The organism is Rhodococcus qingshengii JCM 15477 (genome assembly GCF_023221595.1).
GTDB lineage: Bacteria > Actinomycetota > Actinomycetes > Mycobacteriales > Mycobacteriaceae > Rhodococcus_F > Rhodococcus_F qingshengii.
Window position 1 is genome coordinate 4435176 of sequence record NZ_CP096563.1, and the last position, 24770, is coordinate 4459945.

The following is a 24770-nucleotide window of genomic DNA, read 5'->3' on the forward strand; positions in this document are numbered from 1 at the left end:
TCAGCGTCCTTCCGTATCGGATCCGGGAGCCGAAGCACCGAAAAGTTTGATGAAGATGAACGCGATCACGGCCACACACACGAAGATCAACACGCTGATCGCGGATCCGATGCCCAAGTTGAATGCCTTGAACAGATTGTCGTAACCCAGAATCGACACCGACCCGGTGTCGTTCGCTCCCTTCGTCAGCACGTAGATGTTGTCGAAGATGCGGAATGCGTCGAGTGTGCGGAACAGCAGAGCGACGAGGATGGCGGGCTTCATCAGCGGAAGGATGATGCGTACCAACCGGGTCCACGCGCCGGCGCCGTCCACCTGAGCCGCCTTGAGAAGGTCATCGGGCACGAGCGCCAAGCCGGCGAGCAGGAGCAGCGCCATGAACGGCGTCGTCTTCCAGACCTCGGCAAGGACGATGATCGCGAGCGACGGGATCTGGTCGGTGAGCGGCGCACTGCCGTCGGGCAGGAGATTGGCGAGGTAGCCGGTCCCCGGCGTCCACGCGTAGTACCAGCTGTATGCCGCCGCGACGGTGACGATGCCGTACGGGATGAGCACAACGGTGCGGACGAGCCCCTTACCCACGATCGTTCGGTGCATCACCAGTGCGATGGTCAGTCCGAGAACGAACTCGATGACGACCGAGACAACCGTGATCGACGTCGTCACCGCGAACGCTTGCCACCAGTAACCGTCGGTCAGCACCGACACGTAGTTGTCGAACCACACGAACTTTCGTTGATCCGGGAAGCGCAGGTCGTAGCGCTGCAAACTCAGCCAAACGGCGTAGACCACCGGATATGCGGTCACCGCGATCATGAGAATCGCGGCCGGGGCCACCAGCCAGAGACCGAGGCGACGCTCGGCCGCCTTTCCGTCCGACATCTTCGACTTCGCGGAGTGCTTCGGCTCCGGCGATGCCGTCGCGACTGTTGGTGCAGCTCCCGAATTTTCGCTGTCGATCGTCACGGAATCAGCCCCTCGGAATTGACTGCCTTGCGTACCTGCTCGGCAAGATCGTTCACGGTCGATTCCGGATCGATGTTTCCCACAGGGTTCAGCGTGGCAGTGATGAGCGTCGAAATACTCTGATAGGCAGGAGAAACCGGACGAACCGAAGCGGTGTCCAGGCTGTCGCGAACCTCACGCCACGCCGGGTACGCCTCCTGAAACGCCGGGTCGTCGTACAGGCTCTCGAGAGTCGGCGGAACGCCACCGGCTACCGCGTTGTTGCGCTGATTCTCCTCGTTACGCAGACAGGTGAGCGCCTCGAAAGCGAGGTCCGGATGCTGGCTGGTCTTGGCCACCGCTACGTTGAAGCCGCCGATCGTGACCTCGGCCGGCTTACCCTCGATCACCGAGGGATACGGAGCGGCAAGGAAATTCCGTTCTCCGTTCACCGTGAGCACCGTGTTTCCGGTGTTCTCACTGGTGACGTTGCCCTTGTCGTCGATGTACGGCAGATCGCCCTTCTCGGCGTTCTCCATGATGCCGGGCAGCACGAACGGCCAGTTGACCTGGAAGGCAGATTTGCCGCTCTCCATACCCAGTCGCGACGACGCTTCATCCCCCTGCGAGATCGAGGGATCCGCACCCTTGGCGGTAGCGACGCGCTTCATGACGGTCAGCGCCTGCTGGGCAGCATCACCGTCGGCCACCGTCACGGTTGTTCCGTCCGGCCCCACCACCGATCCGCCGGCACTGGCGAGAAGGGTGTTGAACCAGACCATCAATCCTTCGTACTGCTTGCCCTGCACACCGATCCAGCTGGGGCGCCCCTCCGCGGCCAGGCCTTCGGAGATGTCGATCATCTGATCCCAGGTCTGGGGTGGTTGCCCGTCCGGCATCAAATCCTTTCGATACCAGAGCAATTGGGTGTTGGTGTTCAATGGCGCCGCATAGAGCTGGTCCTGCCACTTCGCCGACTCCAGCGGACCCTCGAGCGTCCCGTTGCTGACCTCGGCCGCCACGTCGTCAGGAAGCGGCAATGCCCATCCCGCTTCGGCGAATTCGGCAGTCCACACCACGTCGAGCGTCATCAGATCGAGTGACTTGTCATTGCCGGTCAGACGCCGGGCCAACTGAAGTCGCTGGTCGTCGGCACCCTTGGGCAGAGTTTTCTGCTCGACCCGGTACGCGCCGTTCGACGCCGCCGAACAATTGGCGGCGGCCTCCGCATACTGCTCGGCTCCGTCGGCAGCGGTGTAGAAGGACAGCACCACGCCGTCGTCATTGTCCGATCCGCACGCACTGAGCAAGGGCGCCAACAACAATGTTGCCGCGCCGAGCAGCCCCGCCCGCAATTTCTTCTTTTGTCCCGCCCGCGATCTCTCGTTCTGCACAGCCGTCCTCCTCGGGCGGCGAGACGGCGCAGTCGTTACGGCTGGCCGACGCACCACACATCGGCACTTTTGCCGGAGAAGGGACCTATTTCCTTGTCCGGCAAACGGTCACGGGAAGCGAGTACTACCTCGCCCGCGTGTACATAAAGTAACCGAGATCACATAAATTGGCAGCCCGAGTGAGAATGTCAGATAGCGAGCTTGGCGAGCAGGTCGCGCGCCGACTCCGCCGTCTTGGGCTCACACAGTACGTCGTAACGTCCGGCGACCAACTGCATCGTCGAGGCGAAGTCCCGCTGCCCACGCGTCGCGGCGTACGGAATCGTCGTGGAGATGACACCGAAGATGATGCCGCCCACGATGCCCGCGATCAGCGGAGCGAGGAAACCACCGGTGACGATTCCGAGCACCAGGCCGAAGAAGACACCGAGCCACGCGCCGGAGACGATGCCGCCACCGATCACCTTGGCCCACGTCAACCGACCGAGAACTCGCTCGACCTGCATCAGGTTCACGCCGACGATCGTGACGTCCTGAACCGGGAATTCCTGATCGGAGAGGTAATCGACTGCGCGCTGCGCCTCGGCGTAGGTGGGGTACGACCCGATGGGCCATCCCGAAGGCGGTGTCGGCAACGCTCCACGGCGCGACCCATTCGACGATTGACCGAGCGGATTGGACATGGCTGGCTGCGCTCCTCTTTTCGGGCACGTCATCCACGCGGATGACGCAAGTACATCTACCCCCTATTGTGCCCTTTACAGACCTGATTCGTTCGGCTATGCGAGCGTCAGGCGTGTTCGGGCGGCGTGAATTCCGAGGTGCGCGTCATCCCCGCGGCGCGGCCCTTGGCCGAAATCACCAGTGCCATCTTGCGACTCGCCTCGTCGATCATCTCGTCGCCGAGCATGACGGCGCCCCGCCCTCCCCCGGCAGCCGAGGTGTGGAACGCGTACGCGTCCAAGATGAGTTCCGCACGGTCGTAGTCGGATTGGCGCGGACTGAACACCTCGTTGGCCGCCTCGATCTGCGTGGGGTGCAGAACCCACTTGCCGTCGAAACCGAGCGCTGCCGTTCGCGCAGCCGACCGAGTGAAAGCCTCGACGTCGCGGATCTGCAGGTACGGCCCGTCGATGGCCTGGACGCCGTGCGCCCGCGCGGCCATCAAGATGGTCATCAGGATGTGGTGATACGCGTCACCGCGGTCGTAGCCGTCCGGTTGCTCACCGACGACCAGAGTTCGCATGTTCAAGCTCGCCATGAAGTCGGCCGGGCCGAACACGAGCGCCTCGACGCGGGGACTCGCGGTGGCGATCGCGTCGATGTTGGTCAAGCCGATCGCGTTCTCGATCTGCGGTTCGATCCCGATCCTGCCGACCTCGAGACCGTTGGCCTTCTCGACCTGCGTCAACAACAGATCGAGCGCCTGGACGTGACTCGCATCGGGAACCTTGGGCAGCAGAATGGCGTCCAGATGCGCTCCGGCGCGGCCCACCACCTCCACGACGTCGGCATACGTCCATTCGGTGGTCCAGTCGTTGACCCGGACGACCTTGACCTGTTTGCCCCACCCGTCCTCGGCCAACGCGTCGCCGATCGACTCCCTGGCCGCCTGCTTCGCCAGCGGCGCCACCGCATCTTCGAGGTCGAGAAAGATCTCGTCGGCGGGCAATCCCTTCGCCTTGTCGATCATCTTCCGACTGCTGCCGGGAACTGCCAATACCGATCGACGGGAACGGTTGCGTGAAGTCATTGCGGACTGTCCTTCTCGATTTTCGGTGGCGCCGTTGCAGATTTTGACGCTGGACGAATTAGCCTTGCAATCATGGCAGCAGCAGGCAAGGTATTTGCAGCCAGGCTTGCCGGCCTGGTTGTACTCGGCCCGGACGGCGAATCGATCGGTCGTGTGCGCGACGTCGTCATCACGGTCCGTATCGGACGCCAGCAACCGCGGGTTCTCGGTCTGGTGATCGAAATGTTCACGCGCAAACGTATTTTCGTTCCGATGTTGCGTGTGACAGCAATCGAACCGAGTGCAGTCACCCTCACCACCGGCAACGTCAGTCTGCGGCGCTTCAACCAGCGCCCGGGCGAAGTGCTCGCTCTGGCGCAGGTACTCGATTCGCATGTGCGCGTGGACGACCCGGAACTCGAGGAGCTTCACGGCGTCGACACGATAGTCGTCGATCTCGGAATCGAATCGACGCGGACGCGAGACTGGGTGGTCTCCAAGGTCGCGGTTCGCGGCCATCGCGGACGCCTCGGTCGACGCGCGGCGATTCACATCGTCGACTGGCAGCACGTCGCCGGCCTCACCCAGAGCGACCTCTCACTCCCCGGCCAGGGCGTAGCTCACCTGCTTCTCCAGTACGAAGGCATGCGACCCGCCGATGTGGCCAACGCCATGCGCGAACTGCCGGAGAAGCGCCGCCACGAACTGGCCGTGGCGCTCGACGACGAACGCCTCGCCGACGTCGTACAGGAACTGCCGGCGGACGACCAGACCGATCTGCTGATGCACCTGGAAGTCGAACGTGCCGCCGATCTACTCGAAGCGATGGATCCCGACGACGCCGCCGACCTGTTGGGCGAGCTGCCCGAAACCGAGGCCGAGTCACTGCTTCAGTTGATGGACCCGCAGGATTCCGAACCTGTTCGACGCCTGCTCGAGCATTCCCCGGACACTGCCGGTGGTCTGATGACGCCCGAACCGGTGGTACTGACGGCCTCGACGACGGTCGCGGAGGCCCTTGCCCGCGCCCGCAACTACGACGTGACCCCGGCGCTGTCGAGCATGGTCTTCGTCGTACGTCCGCCGACGGCGACTCCGACCGGGCGGTATCTCGGCTGCGTCCACTTGCAGAAGCTTCTCCGCGAGCCTCCCGCCAGCCTGGTAGGCGGACTACTCGACACCGACATGCCCCGGTTGGCCCCGGACGACTCGTTGGCGTCGGTCACCCGATATTTTGCGACGTACAACTTGGTATGCGGGCCGGTCGTGGACGACGAGAACCACCTGATCGGGGCCGTGACGGTCGACGACGTGCTCGATCACCTCCTGCCGGAAGACTGGCGTGAGGATTACTCCGACGACGAGGAACTACTCCGATGAGCGAACGGGCGTCGAGCACGACCGCACGGCAACGACTGGAAACGCCCCGCGGAAGCCGCCGGTTCAATCTCGATTTCGACGTCGAAGCTGTCGGGCGCGTCAGTGAACGCATCGCCCGCTTCCTCGGCACCGGGCGTTATCTCGCAATCCAGACGATCATCGTGATCGTCTGGATCCTGATCAACGTGTTCGCGGTGGCCCTGCAGTGGGACCCGTACCCGTTCATCCTGCTCAACCTGGCCTTCTCCACCCAGGCCGCCTACGCGGCGCCGCTGATCCTGCTGGCCCAGAACCGTCAGGAGAACCGCGACCGGGTCTCGCTCGAGGAGGACCGCTCACGCGCCGAGCAAACCAAGGCGGATACCGAATTCCTCGCCCGAGAACTCGCAGCTCTGCGTATCGCCGTCGGCGAGGTTGCCACCCGCGACTACCTGCGACGGGAGCTCGAGGAGATCAAGTCGATCCTTGCTGCCGACGGCGAACCGACCCCGAAGAAGAAGCACCGTGACTCGAATACTGCGAAACAAAGTCACAACTAGCTGAGCGTTCGCTGAGTTTTGCTGCACGCACCGTGACCGATATGTAACGTAAGTCACAGCAATATGGATATCACGGTGGGTACTCCGGAGCGGGAGCGCCAGCAAAGGGGAATCGTGCGAGTACGCGGAATAATTGCAGCATCCACACTGGTGGGGGGACTGCTCGTCGTCACAGGTCCAGCGGCCCTCACTGCCGGAAGCGCACCGACCGGAGGGTCACAGGTTCCGATCGCACTGGCGGGCTCCGCCTCGATTGCGCAGCCGGACTCTGTCGACTTCCTCCCGACGCCCCGCACGGTCCGAACGCAAAGATCGGCCCCGCCCAGCGATACGGTCGCCGGCGCCCCGGCAGCGCCCAACGCTGCGGCCGTCGTCCTCACCTCTCTGGGCATCCCCGAGATCGTCCTGAACGCGTACCGCTCCGCGGAGCTGGTGATGATGACCGAGGCACCGGGATGCGGAATCCCCTGGCATCTTCTGGCCGGCATCGGACGCATCGAATCCGGTCACGCCAACGGCGGCAAGACGACCTCGGTGGGTACGACGGTCACCCCGATCCTCGGCCCCGTCCTCGACGGACGGCTGGCAGGCAACGAAGTCATTCGGGACACCGACAAGGGCGCAATCGACGGCGACCCCACTCACGACCGCGCCGTCGGGCCGATGCAGTTCATTCCGGCCACCTGGGCCGGATATGCCAGCGACGGCAACGGGGACGGAATCAAGGACCCCAACAACGTCTTCGATGCGGCACTCTCGGCAGCGAAGTACCTCTGCAGCGGCGGACTCAACCTGCGCGATGTCGCCCAGGAGACCAAAGCTGTTCTGCGATACAACAACTCGGCCACTTACGCAGCAAACGTGATCATGTGGTCGACGGCATACAAGAACGGTGTCATTCCTTCCGGTCAGCTGCCGTACACCTCGGGCATCAACACCGGCAGCTCCGCGATCAACGCCGCCGCCTCGGCAGACTCCGCCGCTTCGGCCGTACTCGCCGCGGCTGCGGCTACCGATCCGGCGGCCGGCGACAAGGAATCAGCGTCGACGACGCCGACCCCGACCACCACTCCCCTCTTCCCGGGTCTGCCGGACATGCCTGCACTCTCACCCGAGATCCAGGCACTGATCCCGCCGGGCGTCATGCCGACCAGCCCCGCTCCGGGACCCAACGCCGCCCGGAACGCAGCTCCCGGTCCGATCATCCCGCTCCCCGTCCTCACCTCACGGGGTCTCGTGTGGCCGATTCTGACGGCCGAGGGATGGCGCTGGCCCGACGACATGTGTGTGATCCTTCCGGACCCCGCAGCCCTCGACGCCTTGCAGGACGGCATCCTTCTGCCGTGCACGATCCCGGGCATGGCAGTGGCCGCCACGGCACCCGCCACCACCGACGCGGCTCCCGCGGAATCCTCTCCACCCGCCGCCCCCTCTCCGGAGCCCGCACCGGCACCGGCACCCGCACCCGCACCGGCCCCGGCTCCGGCATTCGTGCCGTTCTTCCCGGGCCTGCCCGGCATGCCCGCTCTGTAACCGAAAAATCACGAAAGAACAGTGCATATGCCCCAAACTGCCCTCCTAGATCACGGTTGAATAACGGAAACGCAACAAATCAGGTAGCCTCGACTCCGTCAGTTGAACGGAAAACCTCCTCGCGGAGGTTCAGGAGGCATAAACAGTGGGTCGGCACAGCAAGAAGACAGATTCGCACATCCGTCGAAATTCGGTCATCGCGCTCACCGGACTCATCCCTATCGGACTCGTCACCGCAGCCAACACGGCCGGCGCCGCTCCCAAGGTCCCGTTCTTCAACACCAGCTCCGCCGAAACGGTGGACACCGCCGCACAAGCCACGCAGGAACCGCAGGCGCAGATTCTGCCCGCCGTCGAAGCAATCGCCGAGCCGGCTCCCGCCCCCGCGCCCGAACCCGCGCCGCTGGCTCCCGTGCAGGCCACTCCCCCGCTCCCCGCCTCGATGGCCGAGGGAGCACTCGGAATCCCGAGCGTGAGCGTCGCCGCCTACCAGAACGCCGAGCGAATCCTCGCTGTCGAGAAGCCCAACTGCAACATGCACTGGACGCTCCTCGCCGGAATCGGCCGCGTCGAATCCGGCCACGCCAACGACGGCAAGGACGCCGACGCGAACGGCAACCTCTACAAGCCCGTGATCGGCCTGCCACTCAACGGCAGCCTCCCCGGCCAGGCCGTCATCATGGACACCGACGGCGGCGCCCTCGACGGCGACACCGTCTACGACCGCGCAGTCGGCCCGATGCAGTTCATCCCGTCCACGTGGAACCAATACGCCGGTGACGGCAACGGTGACGGAATCGCCGACCCGCAGAACCTTTTCGACTCCGCACTGACCACCGGCAAGTACCTGTGCGACGGCGGACTCAACATGCAGGACGTCACCCAGGTTGCCTCCGCCATCCACCGCTACAACAACTCGGCCGCCTACGTCGCCAACGTTCTGGCCTGGTCGCTCGGGTACTCCACCGGCATCGTGCCCGCCGCATCGGACCTGCCGCGCATCCACTGACCTACCTGGACTTACCATGGAGTCATGTCTGTACTGACCGAGTCCGACGTTCGCTCCGCGCTCGCGCGAGTTCTGGACCCAGAGATCCGCAAACCCATCACCGAACTGGGGATGGTCAAGGGAATCTCCCTCTCCAGTGACAACAGCGTCGACATCGGCATCTATCTCACGACCGCCGGCTGCCCGATGCGCACCGAGATCACCGAACGCGTCACCAAGGCCGTCGCCGATGTCGCCGGGGTCGGTGCGATTCGCGTCGAACTCGACGTCATGGACGACGCCCAGCGGACCGAGCTTCGCAAGTCGCTTCGCGGCGATTCCGCCGAGCCCGTCATCCCGTTCGCCCAGCCGGGTTCACTCACCCGCGTCTACGCCGTGGCCTCCGGCAAGGGTGGCGTCGGAAAGTCCAGTGTGACAGTCAATCTCGCGGCAGCAATGGCCGCGCGCGGACTGTCTGTCGGTGTACTCGACGCGGATATCTACGGCCACTCGATCCCCCGCATGCTCGGCACCGACGCCAAGCCGACTCAGGTCGAGCGCATGATCATGCCGCCCGTCGCCCACGACGTGAAGATGATCTCCATCGCGCAGTTCACCCAGGGCAACACACCTGTCGTCTGGCGCGGACCGATGCTGCACCGCGCGCTCCAGCAGTTCCTCGCCGACGTGTTCTGGGGCGATCTGGACGTGCTGCTGCTCGATCTGCCGCCCGGCACCGGTGACATCGCCATCTCGGTGGCTCAGCTCATCCCGAGCGCCGAGATCCTGGTCGTCACCACACCGCAGCAGGCTGCTGCAGAGGTCGCCGAGCGCGCGGGCGCGATCGCCCTGCAGACCCGCCAGCGCGTCGCCGGCGTCGTCGAGAACATGTCCTGGCTCGAACTTCCCGACGGCACCCGTATGGACGTCTTCGGCGAAGGCGGCGGGCAGACCGTCTCCGATCGCCTCACGAAGGCCGTCGGCGCCAAGGTTCCGCTTCTCGGACAGATCCCGCTGGATCCGTCCGTCCGCGAGGCAGGCGACGCCGGGACGCCGATCGTCCTCAGCGCTCCCGATTCACCCGCAGCCATCGCACTCAAGGACATCGCCGACAAGTTGGCCGTCCGTCAGCGCGGGCTGGCCGGAATGTCGCTTGGTATCAACACGGTTCGCAACCTGTAGAACCCCCTCATACGGAAGGGCGCCTGTCACCGATCGGTGACAGGCGCCCTTGCGTATGTCGACTCTAGGTGGCGTCGAAGTCCACAGGAGGACGTTCGCCGGCGGTGAGTGGCTTGTCCTTCGACAGCGTCTTCGGCTCCTGCACTCCGCTCTGCGGCTTCTTGTCGAAGTTGCCCGTGAAGATGGAGTCGTCGCCGTCGAGGAGGTGCTGGGTGATCACAGCGCGCGGCGTCATTCCGCGCAGCTTGTTCAGATCTGCGAGCGGTTTACGCAGATCCTCGAAATCGGTGCCCAGTTCTTCCTTGAGCTGATTGGAAGCGCCCGAAGCATATTCGCGCACCTGCCTCAGGGATTTCGTGACCCAGGAGACCGCACCAGGAAGCCGCTCAGGTCCCAAGATGACCAGAGCCGCTACGAGGAGGATCATGAACTCGCCCCAACCGATGTTGCCAAACACAGGGTCAGCCTACTGTGTGCTCGCTCGGTGCGCGCATGTCCGGATCAACCTCACAGGAAGATCGCAGGGTCCGATCAGTCCGACACCGGCGTGACCGAAATGTCGACCTGCCGTCCGTCGCGGATCAACTGAACGTTGACAGGCTGATCGACGGTCGTCGCGTTGACCGCAACCACCAATTCGTCGGCGCTTGTCACCGGTCGGTCACCGACCTTGACGATGACGTCACCCTCGACGATCCCCGCACGTTGAGCGGGGCTGCCGTCGCGCACGTTGGCCACCGCAGCACCACTGGTCGCGTCATTGACCGCGGTGCGGGCATTCACGCCGATGTCGGGGTGATGAACCTTGCCGTCACGGATGATGGTCTGAGCCACCTCGGTGACCGTGTCGATCGGAATCGCGAAGCCGAGCCCGACCGAACCACCGGACTCACTGAGCATTGCGGTGTTGATGCCGATGACGCGGGCTTCATCGTCGACGAGCGCACCACCGGAGTTGCCGTGATTGATCGCCGCGTCGGTCTGGACGGCGTCGATGACGGCGTTGGTGTCAGTGCCTTCACCCGACAACCGCAGAGGCCGGTTCAGTGCACTGACGATCCCGCGGGTGACAGTCTTGCTCAATCCGAGCGGTGAGCCGACGGCGACGACGTCGTCGCCCACCTGAACATCCTCGGATTTTCCGAGCTGAGCGACCGTCAGATTGTTCGCCGACACCTTGAGCACTGCGAGGTCTGTCTTGACATCACGTCCGACGATCTGGGCGTCGGTCTTGGTTCCGTCGGAGAAGATCACCTGGATCTTCGCGTCCTGAGCGGGCGGAACAGCCGAGGAGATCACGTGGTTGTTGGTGACGATGTATCCGGCGCCGTCGATGACCACACCGGAACCCGTGCTGCCCTGGTCGCCGACGGCGACCTGAATCGACACCACGGATGGCAGTACGGCGTCGGCGACTTTCGCCACCTGAGACTCCGGCTGTTCCCCACCGCCGGATTGAACGAGCGTGACACGTGAGCTGGTGAGTGAACTGCGATCGGCAGTGATGACAGTGGCAAGCAATCCACCGACGAGAGCGATGACAAGCGCAATGCCCGCAAGCGCGGCCAGTGCCGAGGGGGCGACCTTGCGACCGAACAACAGCTCACGCACGTCGAGTTTCTGGGCGGGAGGCAACTGCACCGGCGCCTCGGACTCTGCGGGCTTGCCCAGCGAGACGGCGGATTCAGGATCACGCCACGGATCACTCGGCGTTTCTTCGTCGGGTGTGTTGTTCGCCGACGCCTCGGGATCGCGACCGATCGACTCGGTGGCGTCTGCCGGTCGACCGAATGCTTCGGCCAGAACCGGGTCCGGATTCCCGATCACGACGTCGGAAGACGGGGTCGATCGCGTGGCAATCGGAGTGAACGAGCCCTCGACTCCACTCGGCCGACCGAACACCTGGCGCGAGGCCGGATCGATCCGGGGTCGATAGACCGGACGGGGGTCGAGAACCGGCGCATCTGCCGGTCTGTCCACCGAACCGTTTGCCGAAGAATCCGAACTCACTCCGGAGTGCCCCCTTTTTCCGTCAGTCACATGGTCCAGTATCACTGATCCGCGCCGGGACGCTGGCGCGCGGCGTCATTTGCGCCAGCGACGGGACAACCTCTTGCTGATGGTGGAGAAGCCGGCGGGTTGATTACCGACGGAACTGTCGGCGTTTTCCGAATTCGGCCCGGTAGTCGGACTGTTGCACGAAGGAATCTGGCTGAGAAGTCCCACCAGGGACAACGGCATCGTCATCTCGCCGCTTCGACGCAGCGCACCACGTGCCTGCTGCTGAGCATCGACGGCCGCAGCGCACTCGGCGCAGATCGAGATGTGATGCGAGGCCCGCAAGTAGGCCTGCATTCGGAGTTCTCCGTCGACGTAGGCAGCGATTGCCTCGCTGGCCAGATGTTCGGTCGAACCGAACTGGCGATGTGCCCGCGCCTCCGTCATTCGTCCCTCCAGGTGATTGACCACGTCCCGCTCTGTAGCTCGAACCCGACCGTCAGAAACCGACGAGTTCGGATTCGGCTGCGCGCTGCGCTGCCAGATGATCACGAATCGCCTGTCGCCCACGATGGATACGGCTACGAACCGTTCCGAGCTTCACTCCCAGTGTGGCACCGATTTCCTCGTACGACAGACCTTCGATGTCACAGAGCACGACAGCGGCACGAAATTCAGGTGCGAGCGAGTCCAGTGCGGCCTGCAGACCTGCGTCGAGGCGCGCGTCGTGGTAGATCTGCTCGGGGTCGGGACCGGGCGAGGGAACGCGGTCGTAGTCCTCGGGCAGCGCTTCCATACGGATGCGATTGCGTCGGCGAACCATGTCGAGGAACAGGTTTGTGGTGATGCGGTGCAACCAGCCCTCGAAAGTTCCGGGCTGATAATCGGAGAGCGAGCGGAACACCCGGATGAAGGTGTCCTGCGTCAAGTCCTCGGCGTCCTGGGCATCGCCTGACAACCGGTAGGCCAGGCGGTACACCCGGTCACCGTGCTGACGCACGAGTTCGTCCCAAGACGGCATGGAGGACTTCTCACCAGTTGCATCGAACACAGCAGTGCCGATCAATTCGGAATCCACAGCCGATTCCGTCGTCAAAACTTCCGACTCTCGAGGGCGAGGCTCGTCGTTGACCTGGTAAATAAGTTGATCCTCCTGCTCGGGATCGCGTAGTTCGATCACCGCGTTGTCCGAATCACGTGATGCGCGATATTCGGGAGAACCAGCCGATGCTGTGATTTGTTCCCGATCACCGAGCTGCGAAAGATCAACTTGGTAGAAATCGATACCGCCGTGCGATCTTCGATCCGGCGATGTATACACCTTTTCTCATCGCGGTGTGCACGCCATATGAGGAGCCTGAGGGATTCCTGAGAATCCTGGTGACTGCGCGCCTTGCAGCGACAATCCGAACCGCCCGATAACCTCATGAGCGTGACCCACGCCGAACAGATACTCCGCCACGTCGAGGACGTAGTTTCCGAGGACGAGATTTTGACCGCGGCGCGAGATCGAGCGCTGGATCTCGGAGCCCATCCGGTGACGCCCGCCGTCGGTGCGACGCTCGCGATGTTCGCGAGGATGCTCGACGCGAAGACGGCCGTCGAGGTGGGTACCGGAGCCGGCGTGAGCAGCCTGTGGCTTCTGCACGGAATGCGCGACGACGGCGTCCTGACCACGATCGACAGCGAACCCGAACATCAGCGGGCCGCCAAGCTGACCTTCCGCGAAAGCGGAATCGCTCCGGCACGCACTCGCCTGATCAACGGACGGGCTCTCGACGTGCTTCCCCGGCTCGCGGACGGCGGCTACGACCTGGTGTTCGTCGACTGCGCCGCGATCGACCACCCGCACTACGTCCGCGAAGGTGTCCGCCTGCTGCGCTCCGGCGGTGTCATCGTTCTGCACAACGCCCTGGCCGACGGCCGCGTTGCAGACAGCTCCGCACGCGACGCGACAACGGTTGCGGTCCGAGAAGCGGCAAAGGCCGTGACCGAGGACGAGCGACTCATTCGAGTCCTCCTCCCCCTCGGTGACGGCCTCCTCTGCGCGAGCAAGCTCTAGATCCAGACGCCCTTACCGATGGCGACGACGCCACCCTGACTGACGGCAAATCGTTCGCGGTCACGTTCGAGATCGACGCCGATGATTTCGCCGTCACCGACGACGATGTTCTTGTCGAGGATCGCTCGCCGTACGACGGCACCCTTGCCGATGCGCACACCCGGCATCAGCACGCTGCCCTCGACGGTCGCACCGTCCTCGATCATCACGTTGGAACTGAGTACCGAATTGCGCACGGTCGCCGCGGACAGGATCGACCCAGCACCGACCACCGATTCCTGCGCGAGTCCGCCCTTCACGAACTTTGCGGGCGCGAGATTCTCGGTGGCGCCGCGGATGGGCCAGCGACGGTTGTAGAGATTGAAGATCGGGTGCACCGACACCAGGTCCATGTGAGCGTCGTAGAAGGCGTCGAGGGTACCGACGTCACGCCAGTAGCCGCGGTCTCGATCAGTGGCACCGGGAACGACGTTGTCCTTGAAGTCGTAGACCGACGCCTCACCCGCGGCGACCAAGGCGGGAATGATGTCTCCGCCCATGTCGTGATCGGAATCGGAATTCTCTGAATCAGCGCGGATGGCGTCCACGAGTACCTTGGTGGTGAACACATAGTTACCCATGGACGCGAACGTCGAATTGGGGTCGTCCGGTGTCCCGGGAGGATGGGCGGGCTTTTCCAGGAACTGGGTGATGCGTCCGGACTCGTCACTGTCGATGCAGCCGAAAGCAAAAGCCTCACTTCGCGGTACACGAATACCCGCGACCGTCACGCCTGCCCCGGATTCGATGTGGTGCTGAACCATCTGTTCCGGATCCATCCGGTACACGTGGTCGGCACCGAAAACCACGATGTACTCGGGGTCCTCGTCGTAAACGAGATTGAGCGACTGCAGGATTGCATCGGCACTGCCGGTGTACCAGCGCGGCCCGAGCCGCTGCTGGGCCGGGACCGGGGTGATGTACTCACCCGCGAACCCGGACAATCGCCACGTCTGCGAAATGTGGCGGTCGAGTGAATGTGACTTGTATTGCGTCAACACACAAATACGCAGATATCCCGCGTTGACAAGGTTGCTCAACACGAAGTCGATAAGTCGATATGCACCTCCGAAGGGCACTGCGGGCTTCGCTCTGTCCGCGGTCAGCGGATACAAGCGTTTGCCCTCGCCCCCGGCGAGCACGATTCCAAGCACATGCGGCTGGCTTCTCACACCGCTAACCTATCCGCACTGGTGAACTCCCGCTAGCGAAGCAGTCCGAGAGGTCCGATCGTGTCCCCCTCCGAACGGTCGGGGATAACGTGATCGGTAGCCGGATCGACCACGGGCGGTTAGGTTTAGCGCGTGCGAGTCGCGATGATGACCAAGGAATACCCGCCGGAGATCTACGGCGGCGCAGGAGTACACGTAACCGAGCTCGTCGCTCAGATGAAACGGCTGTGCGAGGTCGACGTGCACTGCATGGGCGCCCCGCGCGAAGGCGCGATCGTCCACTCTCCCGACCCCGCTCTCGCCGGATCCAACCCGGCCCTGACGACGCTCTCCACCGAACTGCGCATGGCGGACGCCGCGGCCGGTGTCGACATCGTCCACTCCCACACCTGGTACACCGGACTGGCCGGGCATCTCGCGTCGGCTCTCTACGACGTGCCGCACATCCTCACCGCGCACTCACTCGAGCCCAGACGCCCGTGGAAGGCCGAACAGCTAGGCGGCGGCTATCGGATCTCGTCGTGGTCCGAACGCAACGCCGTCGAGCACGCAGACGCGATCATCGCCGTCAGTTCCGGTATGCGACTCGACGTCCTCGACGCGTACCCCGCTGTCGATCCGAGTCGCGTTCACGTAGTCCGCAACGGAATCGACACCGAGGTATGGCATCCCGGGGGATCTGCGCCGGGAGCACAGTCCGCACTCGCGTCGATCGGCGTCGACCCGGCAAAACCCATCGTGGCCTTTGTCGGACGCATCACGAGGCAGAAGGGCGTCGGGCACCTCGTCGCGGCAGCCCACCACTTCGACCCGGAGATTCAGCTCGTGCTGTGCGCCGGCGCTCCCGATACGCCGGAGATCGCCGCCGAGACGGAGAAGGCGGTGGCCGAACTCGCCCGGCACCGGGGCAATGTCTACTGGGTGCGCGAGATGCTCCCGACCGAGCAGATCAGGGAAATACTTTCGGCAGCAACGGTATTCGTCTGCCCTTCGGTGTACGAACCCCTCGGGATCGTCAATCTCGAAGCCATGGCGTGTGAGACCGCCGTGGTCGCTTCCGACGTCGGCGGCATCCCCGAGGTGGTCGCCGACGGCGTCACCGGTCGACTCGTGCACTACAACGCCTACGAGCCGACCGCATTCGAGGAATCGCTCGCGGCCACCGTCAATGCCGTTGTCGCCGACCGAGAAGGCGCCGACGCGATGGGTCGTGCGGGCAGGATCCGTGCGATCGACGAGTTCTCCTGGGCCGAAATCGCCAAGCAGACGCTCGAGGTCTACGCGGACGCCGTCACGAGACGCTGATCCGCGTCAGATCTTGCGATAGGTCGAGACCGTCGCCGACGCGGTGACGGTGCTCGGCTGCGGCAGCTTCGCCACGGCGGCAGCCAGATCGGCGGGCGTCAGGTGTCTCGCCGACGGTCCCATCCCCACCAAGTCGAGGACGTCCTGGTGTGAGAGTGACATCGTGAACTCGACCTCGTCGCTACTCACACGCTCGAAGTATCCGGCCATCGACGATTCGAGACGTTCCACTTTGCGGTCGTCGACCCGGACCATCGCGAGAATGTCGATCAGCTCGCGCAGATGCCTGTCGGTGGGCGTCAGGACCACCAGAACGCCGTCTTCGGCGAGAACTCGATGGGACTGCGGACCGTTACGAGGAGCGAACACACAGAGCACGTGAGAGAGCGCTCCGTCGCGAATGGGCAGTGGTTGCCAGACGTCTGCGACGATCGAACCGATTCTTTCGTGGACCTTCGCGGCACGCCGGGCCGCGAACTTGGACACGTCCAAGGCTATCGCCCGAGAATCAGGCAGCGAATCCACGACGTGTGCGAGGTATTGTCCTGTGCCTGCGCCGATTTCGACGATCCGCGCGGGATCCGACTTCGCCGTCGTCGCGCAGGCTCGGGTGACGGCATCCATCAGCGGGCCGAAGTGGCCGGCGCCGAGCAATCGTGCACGCGCGGCAATCATCTCGGCACTGTCGCCGGTGAACTTCGTGGCACCGCCACTGATCAGGCTCACGTAACCCTGGCGAGCGATATCGAATCGATGTCCGCGGTCGCACTCGGCGGCGCCGTCCACCAATTCCAGATCAGCAGCACACTGCGGGCAGGACAGAAGATCGATCACGGCGGCAAGCATTGATCCGTCCTTTCGGCTACCGGCGGTGCGCACACACTTCAGGCCCCGTACCGAAACGGATACGGAGCCTGCGTGCAATCACGTGCTGTTGTTTGTACTGCTACAACCTGGACCCGACTAGCTGGTGACGTTCGTGAGTTCCACACCGAGCGCTGCAGCTTCATCCGGGGTCAGCTCGACGACGAGGCGTCCGCCACCCTCGAGTGGAACCCGCATGACGATTCCTCGTCCCTCTTTGGTTGCTTCGAGGGGACCGTCCCCGGTCCGGGGCTTCATGGCCGCCATCCTCTGCTCCCTCCAGATCTGCGCTGCATTGCTCTGCGCCTCGACTAACGGTGCGCCCCGCCAACAATCAGCGAGGCTCGTACCCTCCATTGTTCCCTATGGATGCGGGAACCGGGAATCTGAGTCACATTTAGGGGTGTTCAGTCGACCGTCACACCTGCACCGGAACCCAGCAATCAGCCACGTGATCATCGACCATTCCGGTAGCCTGCATGAGCGCATAAGCCGTGGTAGGACCCACAAACTTGAACCCGCGCCGCTTGAGTTCCTTAGCCATGGCAGTCGACTCGGGAGTGACCGCGGGAACCTCTGCAATTGATGTCAGTCTTCTGGTGCGTCGAGGCGGTGAGAACGACCAGAGTAACGAATCGAGGTCCAGATCGGGCGAATTCACGAGCACTCGGGCGTTGGAAATCGTCGCCTCGATCTTCGCGCGATTGCGGACGATCGCGGCATCGGAGAGCAATCTCTCGACATCCGCAACTCCGTACGCTGCGACCTTGTCCGGATCGAACCCGTCGAAGGCTTCGCGGAACGCCTCGCGTTTGCGCAGAATCGTGATCCACGAAAGTCCCGATTGGAATGCTTCGAGGGCGAGTCGTTCGAACAGTTCGTCGCGCCCGTGCAGCGGACGCCCCCACTCCTCGTCGTGATAGTCGCGGTAGAGCGTGTCGCCGGGCGTCTCGACCACCCAGCCGCACCGAACGAGTCCGTCGGCCATCAGCCCTGGGAATCCTTCGATTCGGATACGGTCTCAGGCTCCTCCTGCGATGCTTCGGCCTTGGCCGGAGCATCCGCTTTCACCAGGACCTCAGATCGCTCGTCACGGCCCAGTTGTGCACGCAGAGAATCGATTTCCAACCCGAGGCGATGCAGGGCCCAATCCACTTCACTCGCCTTGTAGCCACGCAGCACCTGCTGAAAACGCAGCGCGTCGACATCCGCCCCGGTGACGTCCTCTGCCGGGAGTACGGTCGCCGTCGTGCCAGGAGGCAGTGGCGGCAGCTCTTCCGAGCGCCCGAACACAGCACTGGCGGCGAGGAAGATCATCGCGCCGACCAGTGCCATGACAATCAGGTACAGGAGGATCGTCATCATGGACCGATACTCCCATACCCGAGTGTGAGCGGTCAGACCCCCGCGGTGCGCACTATCGAATTCATCGGGGGTCGATCGAGTAGCGAAACCTCGGTGGTCTCGGGCACGAAAGAATCGCCGTCGACCAGGAATTGGGTCAACCCGGCACCCGAATCCTCGATCCCGCACCGCCTGAGCATCGTTCCGATGATCTGCCGGCTCATCACACCGAGGTCGGCGAGCGGCCGGTTGCGATGCTTGCGCACACCGAGATTGACCTGACCGATCGCCGCCAGCCCCAACGTGTCGTACGTGTCGAGCAGCAAACCGATCTCGACGCCGTAGCCGGGCGCGAACGGGACAGCGGACAGCAGCTCACGGGTGCCCGCGTATTCACCGCCAAGCGGTTGCAGTACCGACGTGAGTTCCGGCCGCAGCGCGGCCAACATGGGCCGCGCAACCAATTCCGTGACTCGCCCGCCGCCGTTGGCATCCTCCGTGCCGCTCACGCGCAGCGGACGGCGGTAGTAACCCTTCACCAGATGGATGCCGTCAACCGTGAGCAGCGGCCCCAGCAGTTTGGGCACGAACGCCGGATCGGGATTGATGAGATCGGAGTCGACGAATGCGATCAGATCGCCGGTCGTTGCGGCGACCGAACGCCACAGCACCTCACCCTTGCCCGCGGTCGGCGGGATGGACGGGACTGCGCTCTCACGACTGATCACCGTCGCCCCCGCCGCGCGAGCACGCTCGGCGGTACGGTCGGTCGAACCGGAATCGAGAACGATCAACTCGTCGACCAGGCCACCGAGCAACGGATGAATGGTGTCGACCACCGCAGCAACGGTGTCCTCTTCGTTGAGCGCGGGCAACACCACCGAGACGGTTCGGCCCCCCTTCGCCCGTTCGAGTTCGGCGACCGTCCAACTCGGATGGTCCCAACTGTTGGCTTCTGCCCATACGCGGGTCGGGCCCGCACCGGTGATGCTCATGCCAGACCTCGAACCGTACGTACCGGGGCACGGCGTCCCTGGATCGCGGCCACCATGTCGACTACTCGACGGGTGGACGCCACCTCGTGAACACGGAACACCCGGGCGCCGCCCGCCGCGGCCATTGCTGTCGCTGCCAATGTTCCCTCCAACCTCTCGGAAAGCTCCACACCAAGAGTCTCCCCGATGAAGTCCTTATTACTCAGCGCCATCAGCACTGGCCACCCGGTGTTTACAAGAACGTCCACTTTCCGCAACAACTCGAGCCCGTGGAAGGTGTTCTTACCGAAATCGTGGGTGGGATCGATCAGGATCGCGTCACGCGGAACCCCGAGTGCCAGGGCGCGCTCTGCCGCCGACACGACCTCGGTGACCACATCTGCGACGACGTCGTCGTAGCGGACACGATGCGGGCGGGTGCGCGGAACCGCGCCACCCGTGTGCGAGCAGACGATCCCGGCACCAGTCTCGGCAGCAACCAGGACGAGGTCGGGATCCGCACCCGCCCACGTGTCGTTGATCAGGTCGGCGCCTTCGGCGCGTGCCAACCGCGCGACGCCGCTCCGCCAGGTGTCGACGCTGATGATCTGCTCGGGGTACTTGGCTCTGATCGCGGCGACGAACGGAACGACCCGCCTGACCTCTTCGTCGGCGTCGACGAGGTCACCGGGCCCAGCTTTCACTCCCCCGATGTCCACCAGATCGGCGCCCTCGTCGACGGCCCTGTCGACGGCAGCCATCGCTGCCGAATCCGAGAACGTCGCGCCTTGGTCGTAGAAGGAATCGGGAGTGCGGTTGACGATGGCCATCACCAGTGCACGGTCGACCGCGACCGGACGCCCACACAGGGTGGGCGCCGGACCTGGCTGCGCGGTAGCACCGGGGAGTGAAGACATGCCACTCATACTGGCATGACGGAACTCGGTCTAGCCCTTGGGTACCGAGCCCGCCGCGACCTTTCCGACGTATTCGTCGTACGAGTCCACGTAACCACCCTCACGGCCTTCGAGAACGTGCAGAGTGTCGGCGCCGACGTCGTAGCCCTCGTTGCGCAATTCCACCTTGCGCGACTTGAAAGTGCTGGTGTGTTCGAGTGAGTCGACGATGCGGATGAACAGCGGGACCGCGTAGTTGGGAAGCTTGCCGTAGAGATGAGCCGCGACTTCGCTGCCCTCGAAACTCTGACTGTCACGTAACTTCACCGCCGCCATGCCCGCGCGCCCGTCGGTACCAGGAATCTCGACGCCGTAGACAACTGCTTCTTCGACGGCCGGATGCGAACTCAGCGCGCCCTCGACCTCCGTGGTGGCAACGTTCTCTCCCTTCCAACGGAAGGTGTCGCCGAGGCGGTCGACGAAGGCGACGTGGCCCCATCCCTGCTTGCGCACCAGGTCTCCGGTGTCGAACCAGGTGTCGTCGTCCTTGAATCCGCCGCGTACCAGTTTGCTGTTGCTCGCCGCTTCGTCGGTGTAACCGTCGAAAGGCGCCCGGTCGGTGACCTTCGACAGCAGGAGTCCGACCTGACCCGTGGAAACCTTGCGGAGTCGACCGTCGGCTCCACGCAACGCTTTTCCGGTGTCCTCGTCGAACTCCACGACGGCGTGCGGCAACGGGCAGATGCCTGCTGTCTTGTCGACGTTGAGTGCGTTGACGAACGCGATGTTGCATTCGCTCGCACCGTAGAACTCGGCGACGCGGGGTATGCCGAACCGCTGGGTGAATTCGGCCCAGATCTCAGGGCGCAGACCGTTACCCACCATCAGCCGAACAGCATTGTCGCTGTCGGTCGGCTTGACCGGCTGGTTGAGCAGATAGCGGCACAGTTCGCCGATGTAGGTGAACGCGGTCGCCTTGTTGAGTGCGATGTCGTCCCAGAACCGCGAGGCCGAGAACTGACGTCCGATCGCGATTGTCGCACCGGACGCGAGCACCGAGGACAGCGAGACCGTCAACGCGTTGTTGTGGTAGAGCGGCAGGCAGCAGTACAGGGTGTCCGAGCCGCGCAAGCGCACGCCCATCAACCCGAGCCCCGACATCGACTTCAACCAACGGAAGTGAGTCATCAAGCTGGCCTTGGGCATTCCGGTGGTGCCCGAGGTGAAGATGTAGAACGCCTTCTCCTTTGCCAGCACCTCGGCGGTGACCGCGGGGTTGGACGGATCAGCCGTCTTCGCCAGATCCGCGAGTTCGCTGACGAGAAGTTGGTTCGGTCCGCTAAATCCGGCGGGCAACGATTCGAGGGCTTCTTCGCACTCGTCGGCGACCACCAGGACCCGCGCGTCGAGGAGCGTAAGGCTGTGTGCCAGAACGTCGTCGCGCTGGTTGTAGTTCAGCATGCCCGCTGCCGCGCCGAGTTTTACCGCGGCCAAGGCGATCAACAGCGCTTCGGGAGTGTTCTTTGCCAGCACTCCGACGACGTCTCCGCGGTCGACTCCTCGACCACGGAGAACGTCCGCGTAGCGGTTCACCAGTTCGTTGGCTTCCGCGTAACTGGTCGCGTGGCCCTCGAACCGGATGAACGGGCGCGACGGGTGCGCGTGCGCGGCCTTCTGGAAGATCAACCCGATCGATTCCTTGGCCGAAGGCTTACGGGTGAGCCCGGCGGCCCCCCGCGCCAGGATCGGCACCTCGGTGATCATCGACGGCAGTTTTGCCGCCAGATCGAGCAGGCCGACGGTCGAACGGGCTTCCGAACTCATGGCTCCCCTAACACGTATCCGGCGCCCATTCGGCCGCCCAGTCTGCGGCCACCTTACTGCACGGTAATAAAGCCCGCCATGCCCCAGGTCAGGGTTTCACGCACGCGTCTGATCAGGATTTGACGCACGCGTCGAGCGCGGCCTCGACGTCCGTCCTCACCAGCAGAGTGTCCAGCGCCTGACGCCCGACGAAGCCGGTCCCGTCGAGCTTGTTCAACCACTCGAGCAGGCCGGTGAAGTGGCCGACGGGATCGAGCATCACGACAGGTTTCTCGTGCATTCCCAGGTAGCCGGCTGTCCACGTCTCGAACAACTCTTCCAGCGTCCCGATTCCGCCGGGCAGCGTGATGAACGCGTCGGCGTGGTCTTCCATCAGCTTCTTGCGTTCGCGCATGGTGTCCGTGACGATCAGCTCGTCGGCATCGACGTCGGCAACTTCCTTGTGCACCAAGGCCTTCGGGATGACGCCGACGGTCCAGGCACCCGCCGCGCGAGCGGACTCGGCGACAGCGCCCATCATCGACACGTTGCCGCCACCCGAGACCAACTGCCATCCGCGTCGACCGATCGCGGTTCCCACCTCGGCAGCCAACGCCAGGAACGATTCGTCCACCGGACCCGACGCGCAGTAGACGCAGATCGAGTACTTCTTGTCGGAATCGGTCACCATTCTTCTTCTTTCCCCAGATCTGCGGCCTCGTCGACGCCCTTGTCGGCGTTGAGGACGATTCGTACTGCTTCTTCCACACTGTCGGTGACGTGCAGCAAGTTCACGTCACCTTCGGAAATCTTGCCGTCACGCTCGAGGGTGCCGCGGATCCAATCGACGAGTCCGGACCAGTACTCGGTACCGAACAGGACGATCGGGAAGCGCGTGACCTTGTGGGTCTGCACCAGGGTGAGTGCCTCGAACAGCTCGTCGAGTGTTCCGAAGCCACCCGGCAGGCAGATGAATGCCTGGGAGTACTTCACGAACATCGTCTTGCGTGCGAAGAAGTACCGGAAGTTGATTCCGAGATCCACCCACTCGTTGAGTCCCTGCTCGAACGGCAACTCGATGCCGAGGCCGATCGAGTACCCGCCGGCCTCACTGCAACCGCGGTTGGCAGCTTCCATCACTCCTGGCCCACCACCGGTGATGACGGCGTACCCGGCCTCGGCCAACGCCGTTCCCAGCTCGCGCCCGGATTGGTACTCGGGATGATCGACCGTGGTGCGGGCCGAACCGAACACCGTCACCGCACGCGGGACCTCGGCGAGTGCGCCGAAACCTTCGATGAATTCGCTCTGGATACGCAGCACACGCCACGGATCGGTGTGTACCCAATCCGTGGGTCCGCGCTTGTCGAGCAAGCGCTGATCCGTCGTGGTCTTCTCGTCCTTGCGCTTGCGTCGAAGTTGAACCGGCCCGCGGTGCTTGATCGACGAGCTCTGCTTCTTCGAAGCCGAATTCTTCTCTGGTGCCATGCGGCAAGGCTAACGGTCAGGCCGACAGATACTTCCTCAGCACGGCCGCGACGTCGGTGATCTGCTGCACCGGAACGTGCTCGTCGCGCTTGTGCGCGAGGTTCGGATCACCCGGTCCGTAGTTCACGGCAGGAATGCCGAGTGCCGAGAACCTGGACACGTCGGTCCACCCGTACTTCGCACGGAACTGACCACCGGCCGCCTCGATCAGGGCGGCAGCGGACGGGTTCGCCAAGCCGGGCAGCGCGCCAGGCGAGGAGTCGGTGACCTCGAATCCGAGGCCCAGACCGTCGAACACTTCGCGCACGTGTGCCTCGGCTTGTACCTCGCTGCGATCGGGTGCGAATCGGAAGTTGACGTCCATCTCGGCTTCGTCCGGGACGACGTTTCCGGCGACGCCACCGGAGATCCGCACCGCCGACAAGCCCTCGCGGTAGCCGCAACCGTCGATGTCGACCGAGCGCGGCTGGTAACTCGACAACCGCTCCAACGCTCCGCCGAACTTGTGAATGGCATTGTCCCCCAGCCAGGACCTGGCCGAATGGGCGCGAGTTCCCGAAGCCGTCAACCGCACCCGCATCGTGCCCTGACACCCGGCCTCGATGAAACCGGCCGTCGGCTCACCGAGAATTGCGACGTCCGCCGCGAGCCATTGCGGGATCTCGCGTTCGATCCGTCCCAGGCCGTTGTACGTTGCGGCGATCTCTTCGCAGTCGTAGAAGACGAGGGTCAGATCGTGGGCCAGGTTCTCGATGGTGGCCGCAAGGTGTAGGAAGACCGCGTCGCCCGACTTCATGTCCACGGTCCCGCAGCCGAGCAGGATGTCGCCGTCACGCCGCGAAGGAACGTTGTCCGCGATCGGCACCGTATCCAGATGTCCGGCGAGCATGACCCGACTGGGCAAACCACGCGACGTACGCGCCAACACGGCATTGCCGTTGCGGATGATCTCGAAGCCCGAAGTCTGCTCACGCAGCGCATCCTCGACAGCCTGCGCAATGACGGATTCGTCGTGCGAGACGCTGGGGATGTCGACCAGGGCGGCCGTCAAGTCGATGGGGTCCGAAGCAAGATCGAGGATGCTCACACGCACCAGCCTAGGCCGGTGCACCCACCACCCAGTAATCTCTAG

Annotated in this window: 26 protein-coding genes; 7 read left to right on the forward strand and 19 right to left on the reverse strand. The window is 63.9% G+C overall.

Annotated elements, in window-relative coordinates; all coding sequences use genetic code 11:
- From M0639_RS20095 to M0639_RS20110, 4 genes are all read right to left on the reverse strand, one after another.
- The gene (locus M0639_RS20095; protein ID WP_044480569.1) at nt 1-882 is read right to left on the reverse strand and encodes a carbohydrate ABC transporter permease; all 882 of its coding nucleotides are present in this window, start codon (nt 880-882) and stop codon (nt 1-3) included.
- A gap of 80 nt (nt 883-962) precedes the next feature.
- Complete coding sequence (locus tag M0639_RS20100) at nt 963-2300, reverse strand: ABC transporter substrate-binding protein (protein WP_037131899.1); 1338 nt, start codon at nt 2298-2300, stop codon at nt 963-965.
- Between the two features lie 227 nt (nt 2301-2527).
- Nucleotides 2528-3022 carry a general stress protein gene (locus tag M0639_RS20105; protein WP_003945065.1) on the reverse strand — a complete coding sequence of 165 codons (495 nt, stop codon included), beginning with the start codon at nt 3020-3022 and terminating at the stop codon, nt 2528-2530.
- 107 nt (nt 3023-3129) lie between these two features.
- Nucleotides 3130-4092, reverse strand: coding sequence for an HpcH/HpaI aldolase/citrate lyase family protein (locus M0639_RS20110; protein WP_003945087.1), 963 nt, complete (start codon nt 4090-4092; stop codon nt 3130-3132).
- Between the two features lie 72 nt (nt 4093-4164).
- On the opposite strand from M0639_RS20110, the gene M0639_RS20115 reads away from it, so the two are divergent.
- The 5 genes from M0639_RS20115 (at nt 4165) to M0639_RS20135 (ending at nt 9693) form a co-directional block, all read left to right on the forward strand.
- Complete coding sequence (locus M0639_RS20115; protein WP_003945077.1) at nt 4165-5451, forward strand: magnesium transporter MgtE N-terminal domain-containing protein; 1287 nt, start codon at nt 4165-4167, stop codon at nt 5449-5451.
- Nucleotides 5448-5990, forward strand: coding sequence for a DUF1003 domain-containing protein (locus tag M0639_RS20120; protein WP_003945067.1), 543 nt, complete (start codon nt 5448-5450; stop codon nt 5988-5990). The genes M0639_RS20115 and M0639_RS20120 overlap by 4 nt, the downstream gene beginning before the upstream one ends.
- Before the next feature lie 75 nt (nt 5991-6065).
- Nucleotides 6066-7523: a lytic transglycosylase domain-containing protein gene (locus M0639_RS20125; RefSeq protein ID WP_231915224.1), complete on the forward strand. Its 1458-nt coding sequence runs from the start codon at nt 6066-6068 to the stop codon at nt 7521-7523.
- A gap of 145 nt (nt 7524-7668) precedes the next feature.
- Complete coding sequence (locus M0639_RS20130) at nt 7669-8532, forward strand: lytic transglycosylase domain-containing protein (protein WP_003945171.1); 864 nt, start codon at nt 7669-7671, stop codon at nt 8530-8532.
- A gap of 24 nt (nt 8533-8556) precedes the next feature.
- Nucleotides 8557-9693 carry an Mrp/NBP35 family ATP-binding protein gene (locus tag M0639_RS20135; protein ID WP_003945178.1) on the forward strand — a complete coding sequence of 379 codons (1137 nt, stop codon included), beginning with the start codon at nt 8557-8559 and terminating at the stop codon, nt 9691-9693.
- Nucleotides 9694-9757: 64 nt separating this feature from the next.
- Here the strand turns inward: M0639_RS20135 and tatB are convergent, their stop codons facing one another.
- The 4 genes from tatB to sigE all read right to left on the reverse strand — a co-directional run bounded on the left by tatB (nt 9758) and on the right by sigE (nt 12787).
- Nucleotides 9758-10150: a Sec-independent protein translocase protein TatB gene (tatB, locus tag M0639_RS20140; protein ID WP_003945177.1), complete on the reverse strand. Its 393-nt coding sequence runs from the start codon at nt 10148-10150 to the stop codon at nt 9758-9760.
- Between the two features lie 74 nt (nt 10151-10224).
- A complete protein-coding gene (locus tag M0639_RS20145) occupies nt 10225-11703 on the reverse strand; it encodes a S1C family serine protease (RefSeq protein WP_064075554.1) in 1479 nt (492 codons plus the stop codon).
- Between the two features lie 75 nt (nt 11704-11778).
- A complete protein-coding gene (locus M0639_RS20150; protein ID WP_003945180.1) occupies nt 11779-12138 on the reverse strand; it encodes a hypothetical protein in 360 nt (119 codons plus the stop codon).
- A 52-nt stretch (nt 12139-12190) separates the two neighbouring features.
- Nucleotides 12191-12787, reverse strand: coding sequence for an RNA polymerase sigma factor SigE (gene sigE, locus M0639_RS20155; RefSeq protein WP_029255812.1), 597 nt, complete (start codon nt 12785-12787; stop codon nt 12191-12193).
- 330 nt (nt 12788-13117) lie between these two features.
- On the opposite strand from sigE, the gene M0639_RS20160 reads away from it, so the two are divergent.
- Nucleotides 13118-13753 carry an O-methyltransferase gene (locus M0639_RS20160; RefSeq protein WP_007736091.1) on the forward strand — a complete coding sequence of 212 codons (636 nt, stop codon included), beginning with the start codon at nt 13118-13120 and terminating at the stop codon, nt 13751-13753.
- On the opposite strand, the gene glgC is transcribed toward M0639_RS20160, so the two are convergent.
- A complete protein-coding gene (gene glgC, locus M0639_RS20165) occupies nt 13750-14964 on the reverse strand; it encodes a glucose-1-phosphate adenylyltransferase (RefSeq protein ID WP_082893321.1) in 1215 nt (404 codons plus the stop codon). The two genes, M0639_RS20160 and glgC, sit on opposite strands and share 4 nt — an antisense overlap.
- Before the next feature lie 132 nt (nt 14965-15096).
- Here glgC and glgA point away from each other — a divergent pair, with 132 nt between their 5' ends.
- Nucleotides 15097-16269 carry a glycogen synthase gene (gene glgA / locus M0639_RS20170; protein WP_064075552.1) on the forward strand — a complete coding sequence of 391 codons (1173 nt, stop codon included), beginning with the start codon at nt 15097-15099 and terminating at the stop codon, nt 16267-16269.
- Between the two features lie 6 nt (nt 16270-16275).
- On the opposite strand, the gene M0639_RS20175 is transcribed toward glgA, so the two are convergent.
- The 10 genes from M0639_RS20175 to dapE form a co-directional block, all read right to left on the reverse strand.
- On the reverse strand, nt 16276-17115 hold the full coding sequence (locus M0639_RS20175; RefSeq protein ID WP_054801993.1) for a putative RNA methyltransferase: 840 nt from the start codon (nt 17113-17115) through the stop codon (nt 16276-16278).
- A gap of 117 nt (nt 17116-17232) precedes the next feature.
- Nucleotides 17233-17400: a DUF3117 domain-containing protein gene (locus tag M0639_RS20180; RefSeq protein ID WP_003945169.1), complete on the reverse strand. Its 168-nt coding sequence runs from the start codon at nt 17398-17400 to the stop codon at nt 17233-17235.
- 151 nt (nt 17401-17551) lie between these two features.
- Complete coding sequence (locus tag M0639_RS20185; protein WP_030536943.1) at nt 17552-18121, reverse strand: DNA-3-methyladenine glycosylase I; 570 nt, start codon at nt 18119-18121, stop codon at nt 17552-17554.
- Nucleotides 18121-18498 carry a DivIVA domain-containing protein gene (locus M0639_RS20190; protein ID WP_003945181.1) on the reverse strand — a complete coding sequence of 126 codons (378 nt, stop codon included), beginning with the start codon at nt 18496-18498 and terminating at the stop codon, nt 18121-18123. Before M0639_RS20190 ends, M0639_RS20185 begins: the two co-directional genes overlap by 1 nt.
- A gap of 32 nt (nt 18499-18530) precedes the next feature.
- Nucleotides 18531-19472, reverse strand: a complete 942-nt coding sequence (locus tag M0639_RS20195; protein WP_019749363.1) for a glucosyl-3-phosphoglycerate synthase — start codon at nt 19470-19472, stop codon at nt 18531-18533.
- Entirely contained in the window at nt 19469-20368 is a 900-nt protein-coding gene (gene folP / locus M0639_RS20200) for a dihydropteroate synthase (RefSeq protein ID WP_064075551.1), read from the reverse strand. The genes M0639_RS20195 and folP overlap by 4 nt, the downstream gene beginning before the upstream one ends.
- Before the next feature lie 30 nt (nt 20369-20398).
- Nucleotides 20399-22171 (reverse strand): long-chain-acyl-CoA synthetase, encoded by a 1773-nt coding sequence (locus M0639_RS20205; RefSeq protein ID WP_058037423.1) that lies wholly within the window; start codon nt 22169-22171, stop codon nt 20399-20401.
- Nucleotides 22172-22283: 112 nt separating this feature from the next.
- Nucleotides 22284-22841 carry an LOG family protein gene (locus M0639_RS20210; RefSeq protein ID WP_003945191.1) on the reverse strand — a complete coding sequence of 186 codons (558 nt, stop codon included), beginning with the start codon at nt 22839-22841 and terminating at the stop codon, nt 22284-22286.
- Nucleotides 22835-23638 (reverse strand): LOG family protein, encoded by an 804-nt coding sequence (locus tag M0639_RS20215; protein WP_003945176.1) that lies wholly within the window; start codon nt 23636-23638, stop codon nt 22835-22837. The genes M0639_RS20210 and M0639_RS20215 overlap by 7 nt, the downstream gene beginning before the upstream one ends.
- Nucleotides 23639-23654: 16 nt before the next feature.
- Nucleotides 23655-24725, reverse strand: coding sequence for a succinyl-diaminopimelate desuccinylase (gene dapE, locus M0639_RS20220; RefSeq protein ID WP_197486221.1), 1071 nt, complete (start codon nt 24723-24725; stop codon nt 23655-23657).
- Nucleotides 24726-24770 lie beyond the last annotated feature (45 nt).

Bases quoted from the DNA above. Each gene is read 5' to 3' on its own strand.
- M0639_RS20120 (WP_003945067.1), top strand. From the start codon at position 5,448: ATGAGCGAACGGGCGTCGAGCACGACCGCACGGCAACGACTGGAAACG.
- M0639_RS20205 (WP_058037423.1), bottom strand. From the start codon at position 22,171: ATGAGTTCGGAAGCCCGTTCGACCGTCGGCCTGCTCGATCTGGCGGCA.
- M0639_RS20115 (WP_003945077.1), top strand. From the start codon at position 4,165: ATGGCAGCAGCAGGCAAGGTATTTGCAGCCAGGCTTGCCGGCCTGGTT.
- M0639_RS20180 (WP_003945169.1), bottom strand. From the start codon at position 17,400: ATGGCGGCCATGAAGCCCCGGACCGGGGACGGTCCCCTCGAAGCAACC.
- M0639_RS20110 (WP_003945087.1), bottom strand. From the start codon at position 4,092: ATGACTTCACGCAACCGTTCCCGTCGATCGGTATTGGCAGTTCCCGGC.
- M0639_RS20215 (WP_003945176.1), bottom strand. From the start codon at position 23,638: ATGGCACCAGAGAAGAATTCGGCTTCGAAGAAGCAGAGCTCGTCGATC.
- M0639_RS20175 (WP_054801993.1), bottom strand. From the start codon at position 17,115: ATGCTTGCCGCCGTGATCGATCTTCTGTCCTGCCCGCAGTGTGCTGCT.
- folP (WP_064075551.1), bottom strand. From the start codon at position 20,368: ATGTCTTCACTCCCCGGTGCTACCGCGCAGCCAGGTCCGGCGCCCACC.
- M0639_RS20195 (WP_019749363.1), bottom strand. From the start codon at position 19,472: ATGAGCATCACCGGTGCGGGCCCGACCCGCGTATGGGCAGAAGCCAAC.
- M0639_RS20185 (WP_030536943.1), bottom strand. From the start codon at position 18,121: ATGGCCGACGGACTCGTTCGGTGCGGCTGGGTGGTCGAGACGCCCGGC.
- M0639_RS20160 (WP_007736091.1), top strand. From the start codon at position 13,118: ATGAGCGTGACCCACGCCGAACAGATACTCCGCCACGTCGAGGACGTA.
- M0639_RS20190 (WP_003945181.1), bottom strand. From the start codon at position 18,498: ATGATGACGATCCTCCTGTACCTGATTGTCATGGCACTGGTCGGCGCG.
- M0639_RS20150 (WP_003945180.1), bottom strand. From the start codon at position 12,138: ATGACGGAGGCGCGGGCACATCGCCAGTTCGGTTCGACCGAACATCTG.
- M0639_RS20210 (WP_003945191.1), bottom strand. From the start codon at position 22,841: ATGGTGACCGATTCCGACAAGAAGTACTCGATCTGCGTCTACTGCGCG.
- M0639_RS20095 (WP_044480569.1), bottom strand. From the start codon at position 882: ATGTCGGACGGAAAGGCGGCCGAGCGTCGCCTCGGTCTCTGGCTGGTG.
- M0639_RS20105 (WP_003945065.1), bottom strand. From the start codon at position 3,022: ATGTCCAATCCGCTCGGTCAATCGTCGAATGGGTCGCGCCGTGGAGCG.
- M0639_RS20135 (WP_003945178.1), top strand. From the start codon at position 8,557: ATGTCTGTACTGACCGAGTCCGACGTTCGCTCCGCGCTCGCGCGAGTT.